Source organism: Empedobacter sp. UBA7620 (assembly GCF_002484185.1).
GTDB lineage: Bacteria > Bacteroidota > Bacteroidia > Flavobacteriales > Weeksellaceae > Empedobacter > Empedobacter falsenii_C.
On the sequence record NZ_DLJI01000023.1, the window covers coordinates 26775 to 34729 of the forward strand.

Below are 7955 nucleotides of genomic sequence, written 5' to 3' on the forward strand. Positions count from 1 at the left end.
ATTGTAATTTCTAAAGATTCAACGAATCATTAACCCCTATTAACTACTTAACCTTTAGCACAATATTCATAAAAGAACCATTTCTAATAATAGCATTAGGCGTTACTTTGTATGTAAGAATTCCATTATCATCTACTTTTATATCTGTAAAAACAGTATTATCTGCATATGTTACAAAATATTCATAATGATCTGCTTTTAATACAATCTCTTGAAGACCATTGCTTGTCGTACTAGTTGCAATCGGAGTTTTAAATTGTTGTTGATACAAATCGTGTAACTTTACTGTAAAAATAGACGTTGTATTATCATAAGTATACGACAAATTTGATGTATCTACTACTCTACTGTCTGTTACCACTGTAGGTAATACAATAGAAGGCATGTAAAAGAATCCTGAATTCCCATTTCCAGAAGATAATTTAACCCAAACAAGGCCATCAAAATAATAAAAACCTTCTGCATTTATATTAACAGCTGTACCTGTCTGAGAACCTGTACTAATATTATTAATAAAAACCATTGTAGACTTATCTACATTAAGCATCGATTGTGCTCTCTCTCTATCAACTCTTGGAATTAAAACACCTTCTACAGTTTCTAAAGTTCCTGTTGAATTAACTGCTGTAACATCTAATGTCGCTTTAGGATCATTAGTTCCAATACCTACCTGAGCCAAAACAAATACTGAGGGTGCAGCAAATGCAATAGCAAGTAAAACTTTTTTCATAATTTTTTTATTAATTAAACCAACTTAAAACTACAAAGTATAATAGGAAGACATGATGATATTTATCAAATACAGACATTTATAAATAACTTAATTCTTTATAAAAAGAATAATTCCTTATGTCCCATACAATTAAAAACAAACTCATTTTAAATGACTTAAATCAATATGATTTTTAACACTTTATAGGTTAGTTGTGAAAAATCATATAATCTTCATTTTTTTTTGGATTAAATAAAATTTCAAATAAATAAAATAGAAATAACATAAATTTTCATTTACCAAACCTCTTTTTATTAATTTTAAATTGGAAATAACAGATTATTTTCATATGATATTGTAAGTAAGGTCGTAAGTTGAATACGTTTTCTATTTATAAAGTATCCCGTTTGTACTTTAGCTGAGTACAAATTATTCTCAGTTAGATTAGAAGTTTCTAATTGTTTTATAAGTAATGATTAAAATATAAAAACTAACTCAGCTAAGCAAACAGAACATTATATTTCAAAATTTTTAATAACAACTTTACCTTTTCATTTTTAAAATAGTATTTTGCATAGATGAATGTTTTCTCTTATCATATCGCAAAGCTTAGTCATTTTCAAGCCTTTAAATTGATGCTTTTTCCTTTGAAAACAAGTGAAATTATTGGATTGAGTCATTCCGAAACGATGTCTGCTATGAAATTAGGTTCGCCTATTTTTTCGAAAACGAGAATTTTTAACCAAACTATTGTTGTATTTGCACAATGGGAAGATGAAAAATCTTTAGAAAACTTTCTAAAAAATAATTCATATGGTAAACTTTTAGCGAGAGGCTGGCATGTTCGATTAGATTTTTTAAGACAATGGGGAAATATTTCTGGTTTTCAAATTCCGACAGAAAAAATGGAGGAAAACAGGAAAAATGAGCCTGTTGTTGCGGTAACAATTGCACGAATGAAATACACAGAAATTCCTCGTTTTCTACGCTGGGGAAGACCTGTTGAGAAGTTAGTTCGAGATCACAAAGGCACTACACTTTCGTTGGCTTCTATTCGATATCCCAATATTATTTCGACATTTTCGATTTGGAAATCTCAATCAGAAATGACGGATATGGTGAATGGACATAGCAAAATGCCTGATCCAAAAAGACATGCTAACGCAATGAAAGAGCGTAATCGAAAGGATTTTCATTTTGAATTTACAACTCTTCGTTTTAAGCCAATTTCTGAACATGGACAATGGAATAATTGCAATTCTTTTCTTCCTAAAATTAAAAATATTTAGATGAATTTAGCTTTTACAATGCAAAAATTTCAGGATTGGTTTACGCAACAATGGGTGATTCTTTGGGGAAGAAAAATTAATCCAACTGATTTTCCGTGGTTGATTGCTCCTTTCGGTGAATTGTACGGAATTGGTGAAGAGTTTATGTATCAATTAGCAAAAAAAGAGAATTTAATTATCGCTCGAAATTCAACTTCAAAAGGATTATTAAGTTCTATTCATGAATTAAATTTAACAGATCATCAGCTAGAAAATCTATCAAAAAAAGTGATTGCTTTTTATGAAGCTACAGCAAATTACGATTTAGAATTTAATGTAAAATGGAATCCTTATTTTTCATTTTTTGGTTATTTGGTCAACCGATTATTTAGCCAACGGATTAATCAATTAAATATTCCGACAAAAAATATTGCGCAATCCGAAGATTTGGTAAGTGAAATTATTACGCTAAATCACCCGCAAAACAATAAAACTATTTACACCATTTGGTTGAGAAAATTCAAAACTTCAGGTAAAGTGATTTATTCGGGAATTTACGGAACCTGTACACTTCCTTCTGGAAAAACGTGTATCAAAGCTGTTTTTCCTTTACCAAAAGGTAATGCAACGGTTATTATGAAACCAAGCGTTGGTCTTGAAAATGAATTGATTTTAGATTCGAGTGGAAAACAATTTGGCGATGCTGGTTTCTACTTTTTATTGAATGATGCAAAACACAATTATTGGGCACAATTTATTTCTTCGTTTACTGATCAATTAATTGTAAAAGAAAAAGATAATCATTTACGAGCAATTCAGACACTAAAACTTTGGGGATGTAAAGTTTCACAATTTACATATCGCATTCAGAAGAAACCCAAATAAAACCATTTCTTCACATAAATTTACAAATAGTTTTAATTAGCTTTATATTATGAATCATTCAGAAATATTTTACAAAGTTGATATCGTTGTGATTGGTGCTGGACAAGCTGGTTTATCTGCGGCCTATCATCTCAAAAAAAGAGGAATAAACCCCGGAAAAGGTTTTGTGATTTTAGATGACGAACCACATGCTGGCGGTGCTTGGCAACATAGATGGGATTCGTTGACATTGAGTATAGTGAATGGAATTAATGATTTACCAGGCTTGACTTTTTCTGAAGCTGTACATATACAAGACAAGGAATTGCAAGCGAATAAAGCTGTTCCTGCTTATTACGAAAAGTATGAAAAAGAATATGATTTTCCCATTATTAGACCATTGCGCGTTGATAAAGTAGAAGAAAATAATGGTCGATTTCTTATCCGAACAAATGGTGTTCAATTTAGTGCAAGAGGAATTGTAAATGCAACAGGAACATGGAAAACGCCTAATATTCCTCATTATCCTGGAATCGAAAAGTTTGAAGGAAGACAATTGCATACCAATCAATATAAAAATGCCGAAGAATTTATTGGACAACATGTGATTATTGTGGGAGGTGGAATCTCTGCCGTTCAATTATTAGGCGAAATCTCAAAAGTTACCGAAACAACTTGGGTAACAAGAAGACCGCCCGATTTTAGAGATAACAAATTCACCGAAGAATTAAGACGAGAAGCCGTAGCAATGGTAGATAAACGCGTGAGAGAAGGCTTGCCTACTCAATCGGTAGTTTCAGTTACTGGATTACCTATTACCCCTGCAATCGAAAGTTTGTTGCATACAGATGTTTTAGATCGAAAACCGATGTTCGATGAAATTACAGAAAAGGGCGTTAAATGGAACGACGGAACGGTATTAAATGCTGATGTAATCTTTTGGAATATTGGATTTCGACATTCATTGGACCATCTTGCTCCTCTTCATTTACAAAATGAAAAAGGTGGAATTGAAATGAGTGGAAAATTAGCTACACAAGTTGCAAAAGATCCAAGAATTCATTTAACGGGATACGGTCCATCTGCCTCTACAATTGGTGCAAATAGAGCCGGCTCAGCTGTTGCAAGAGAAATAATTGCTTATTTAGGTTTATAACTTTAACATTTATTTAATCAACGTATTTAGTATTAAATAATTACATATAAAAATCTAATATTAAATGGATAATTTAGTTGATTAGAGCGAATTATAATTAAATTTTTTCATTATAAATAATCAATAATTTTATGAGTTCTATGATTTTAATTAGTGGAATTCACAATCCTAACGATTATATTTGTAAAAATTTAAAATTAGTAATGACAGCAGTAATCATTATCTTTGTTATACATTGGTATGCTTCTTTATTTTTCCAAACTTTTTTTCATCACCGATATGCATCACATGCAATGTTTACGATGTCAAGAGCTTGGGAAAAAATCTTTCACGTTTTAGCGTGGATTTTTCAAGGTTCATCTTATCTAAGTCCCTACACATACGGGGTTATGCACAGACATCATCACGCGTATGCAGACACAGAAAAGGATCCACATTCGCCACAATATGATCCAAATTTCTTTGCGATGATGTGGAGAACACGTATTGTTTACAACGAAATTGACCACGATAAAACACAAGTTTTAGAAAAATTCAAAAAAGGTGTTCCTTCTTGGCGTTCTTGGGATAGATTTGCTGGAAATAATGCTGTACGTTTAGCTTGGGTAATCATTTACATATTAATTTATGTTGCTGTTGACGCACCACTTTGGACGTATTTTGTATTCATTCCAATGCAAGTTTTAATGAGCCCACTACATGGTGTAATCATCAACTGGTTTTCACACAAATTAGGTTACCGTAATTATGATGTTGGAGATACTTCGACAAACTTGATGCCGATTGACTGGTTAATGTGGGGAGAATGTTTGCATAACAATCACCATAAATTTGGTGGACGTCCTAATTTCGCAGTTAAGAAATGGGAATTCGATCCGATGTATCCATGCATTTGGGCAATGAATAAACTGAATATTATTCAGTTCAAAAAAGGTAAATTAGACACCGATTATATGTAAAATGAAAGCGATTCAAATTATTGAATCGCTTTTTTTATTTCTTCTGATAAACAATACTTTCTATATATTTTTTGAAAAATAGTTTGTTTTCGACGATTTCAAAATACGACATAAAACTTTGTTGCATTTTAGGTAATTGAGAAATATCCAAACCAATAACAATTCTAAAAAAGCTTAACATTACGTTCGTTACACTTTTTTGCCAACCTTTCTGATTTTGTACAAAATCAACATAAAACCACAATCCTCCTACTTTCAAATACGAATTTAATTGGTTAAATAATTCTTCTGCTTTAGGTTGATTAAAATGATCGAACAAAAATGTTGTCATCACTACATCATATTTTTTATCCGTTTCGAAATCAAAAATATCAGCACCAATAAAATTGATATTTAAATTTGACGTTTTTTCTTTTTGGGCTAAATCAATCATTCTCGAAGAAAAATCAACATAATCTATTTCCAATTTTAGATTTAATTTTTCTATTTCAGCGATAAATTTTCCCGCTCCTCCTCCAACCCACAAGATTTTATCATTCTCTTTCAAATGTTTCAAAATAACAAAATGAGCTTGATGTTGACGATTCAAAAAAATCAACTGGCTTAACGAATGATAATATGGCGCGATAAAATTATAGTTCATTATTCGAATAAAATTACGCTTAAAATTCCACAAATTGCTTTCAATAAAATCATTCCATCAATCGCAATTAAATAATATAAAATGGCTTTTGGACGATTGAGTTTAAAAGCAAAAATAGCTAAACAAACAATCGGAATTAACATAAACAAAATGCGGTGAAGTGGTAATCCATACCATATTCCGAAGATTACAAAACTCAAAAATCCTAAAAATATTAAGGGCAAAATAATGCGGTTTAACGTAAAATGATAACCATATTTTACAACAAAGGTTTTTAAATTTCGGTTGCTATCATCTTCATAATCTTTCAAATCAAACAAAATCGCATTCACAACGCAATACATAAAGGTTTGAGAAAATAGAAAATAGAATTTTGCATCAATGACATAATGCGTTTCATTCTTCAACATCAAAAATAAAACAGGTAAAAAAACAGTTGTAATCGCCCAAGTCCAGCCAATTAAAAATGGCTTTAACAACATCGTTTTACGCAACGAAATACCTAATTTGAAATCATAATAACCAAAGGATAAAATTGTTGTAAAAAATAAGACAGTCAACCATTTCCAAGTTAATATTTCGTAATTCGGTAAACAATTTATCGCTAAAATAATTCCAGAAATTAAAGCGATTACAGCTAAAATAAATGTATAAATACGAACAGATTTACGATGCGTAATGTAAAACTGAGTTCTGGGATTACTAGATGATTTTAAAGATTTTGGAATTCTGTAGGCGTATAAATAAAACAATACCGTAATGGTGCTAATAAAAGCATAATACGCAATCGAATTAAAAGGTAAACCAATTTTGATATTCGTCTCGATATTGAGCGCAATAGAAAGTAGAATTAAAAAAAAATTGGAAAAAAAAATGTTTACGATAAATCGACTAATCACTTTTTTTTCCATTTTCCTAACAACTTAAACTTTGAAAAACTCTAGAATGACATTTTTATAGGTTTCGCCAATCGGAATTTCTTCTTCATTCAAATATAAGACTTTATTTTGAATTGATTTCACTTTTTTTATCGAAACAATATAAGATCGATGAACTCGCACAAAAAGTTGATCGGGCAGTTTTTCTAAAATAGATTTCATCGATATTCGAGCCGTAATTCTTTTGCCATTTTCGAGGTGAATTTTTACATAATCGTCCAAACCTTCAATAAAATCAATTTCGTCGTAGGCGATTTTATTCAATTTGTAATCAGCTCGTATCGTCAAAAATTCTTTGTCTTCATTCAGTTTTTTATCCACTAAAATCAACACCGCTTTATTCACCGCTTCCTCAAATCTATCGTAATCTATCGGCTTCAACAAATAATCAATCGCCGCAACATTGAAACCATCAACCGCATATTCGGCAAAAGCTGTGGTAAAAATAACAGGAATTTTCTTGTCCATATTTTTGTAAAATTCCATTCCATTTGTACGCGAAATTTGAATATCCAAAAACATCAAATCGATTGGAAATTGATTGATATATTTCTGTGCATCTTTCAAATTGGAGAAGGTTTTTACTAACTCCAGATTTTCATTTCTAGAACAATAATTTTCTATTACCATCAATGCCAACGGCTCATCATCTATCGCAATTACTCTAATCATTCAAGAAAATTTTTAGTTCAACAATAAATTTAGATAAATCATCATTAATCGTTAATTTATAATGATTTGTATAAAAAAAATCTAATCTCTTTTTCGTATTCTTCAAACCAATTTCACTTTTTTCAGTTTCAGGATTCACCTCTTTCGAAATGGTATTTTCAACGTTTAAAAACAATGTTTGTTGCTCAACTTTTATCGAAATAATAACAGGTTGCGAGGCTTCATCAATCACACCATATTTGAATGCATTTTCGATAAAATTAATTAAAATTAATGGAGAAATTCTTAAATCGGCAGGATTTCCTTCAACTTCAAAAATAACAGATTCTTTGTGCGTTAATCTCAATTTTTGCAACTCAATATAATTCTTGATATAATCTAAATCTTGTTGCAAAGGCACAAAATCTTTGGAAGAATCTGAAACCACAAATCGCATCATTTTAGATAATTTCATCACCGCATCCGAAGCAGAATCCGATTTTTGAAGCGTTAAAGCATAAATATTATTCAACGTATTGAACAAAAAATGAGGATTAATTTGCGCTCTCAAATAAGCAATTTCCGACAATTGTTTCTCATTTTTCACCTCTTGATAACGCTTATTTTGACGAATAAAAAGTGAAACAATCGCCATCATCGAGAACATAATAATTTTCGGACTCCACATCATAAAATCACGTGGCGGTTTTCGAGGTTGAAATTGATCAAAAGGTGGCTTTTTCGGAGGCATTTTATTGAAATGA

The 7955-nt window shown here is 30.8% G+C and carries 9 protein-coding genes; 4 read left to right on the forward strand and 5 right to left on the reverse strand.

Features of this window, described 5'->3' with window-relative positions:
* Nucleotides 1-43 precede the first annotated feature (43 nt).
* Nucleotides 44-730, reverse strand: a complete 687-nt coding sequence (locus tag B2217_RS04905; RefSeq protein ID WP_180904542.1) for a hypothetical protein — start codon at nucleotides 728-730, stop codon at nucleotides 44-46.
* 560 nt (nucleotides 731-1290) lie between these two features.
* Here B2217_RS04905 and B2217_RS04910 point away from each other — a divergent pair.
* The 4 genes from B2217_RS04910 to B2217_RS04925 all read left to right on the forward strand — a co-directional run bounded on the left by B2217_RS04910 (nucleotide 1291) and on the right by B2217_RS04925 (nucleotide 4959).
* Nucleotides 1291-2001 (forward strand): hypothetical protein, encoded by a 711-nt coding sequence (locus B2217_RS04910; RefSeq protein ID WP_180904543.1) that lies wholly within the window; start codon nucleotides 1291-1293, stop codon nucleotides 1999-2001.
* Nucleotides 2002-2865, forward strand: a complete 864-nt coding sequence (locus B2217_RS04915; RefSeq protein WP_180904544.1) for a hypothetical protein — start codon at nucleotides 2002-2004, stop codon at nucleotides 2863-2865.
* A 49-nt stretch (nucleotides 2866-2914) separates the two neighbouring features.
* Nucleotides 2915-4000, forward strand: a complete 1086-nt coding sequence (locus B2217_RS04920; protein ID WP_291093879.1) for an NAD(P)-binding domain-containing protein — start codon at nucleotides 2915-2917, stop codon at nucleotides 3998-4000.
* Nucleotides 4001-4203: 203 nt separating this feature from the next.
* Nucleotides 4204-4959 carry an acyl-CoA desaturase gene (locus B2217_RS04925; protein WP_038331764.1) on the forward strand — a complete coding sequence of 252 codons (756 nt, stop codon included), beginning with the start codon at nucleotides 4204-4206 and terminating at the stop codon, nucleotides 4957-4959.
* A 34-nt stretch (nucleotides 4960-4993) separates the two neighbouring features.
* Here the strand turns inward: B2217_RS04925 and B2217_RS04930 are convergent, their stop codons facing one another.
* From B2217_RS04930 to B2217_RS04945, 4 genes are all read right to left on the reverse strand, one after another.
* Nucleotides 4994-5602 (reverse strand): class I SAM-dependent methyltransferase, encoded by a 609-nt coding sequence (locus B2217_RS04930; protein ID WP_291093877.1) that lies wholly within the window; start codon nucleotides 5600-5602, stop codon nucleotides 4994-4996.
* Nucleotides 5602-6513 carry a hypothetical protein gene (locus B2217_RS04935; protein ID WP_291093875.1) on the reverse strand — a complete coding sequence of 304 codons (912 nt, stop codon included), beginning with the start codon at nucleotides 6511-6513 and terminating at the stop codon, nucleotides 5602-5604. Before B2217_RS04935 ends, B2217_RS04930 begins: the two co-directional genes overlap by 1 nt.
* Nucleotides 6514-6525: 12 nt before the next feature.
* Nucleotides 6526-7212 carry a LytR/AlgR family response regulator transcription factor gene (locus B2217_RS04940; RefSeq protein WP_280051241.1) on the reverse strand — a complete coding sequence of 229 codons (687 nt, stop codon included), beginning with the start codon at nucleotides 7210-7212 and terminating at the stop codon, nucleotides 6526-6528.
* On the reverse strand, nucleotides 7205-7955 hold a 751-nt coding region (locus B2217_RS04945; RefSeq protein WP_291122151.1), incomplete at its 5' end, for a sensor histidine kinase. The genes B2217_RS04945 and B2217_RS04940, both read right to left, overlap by 8 nt.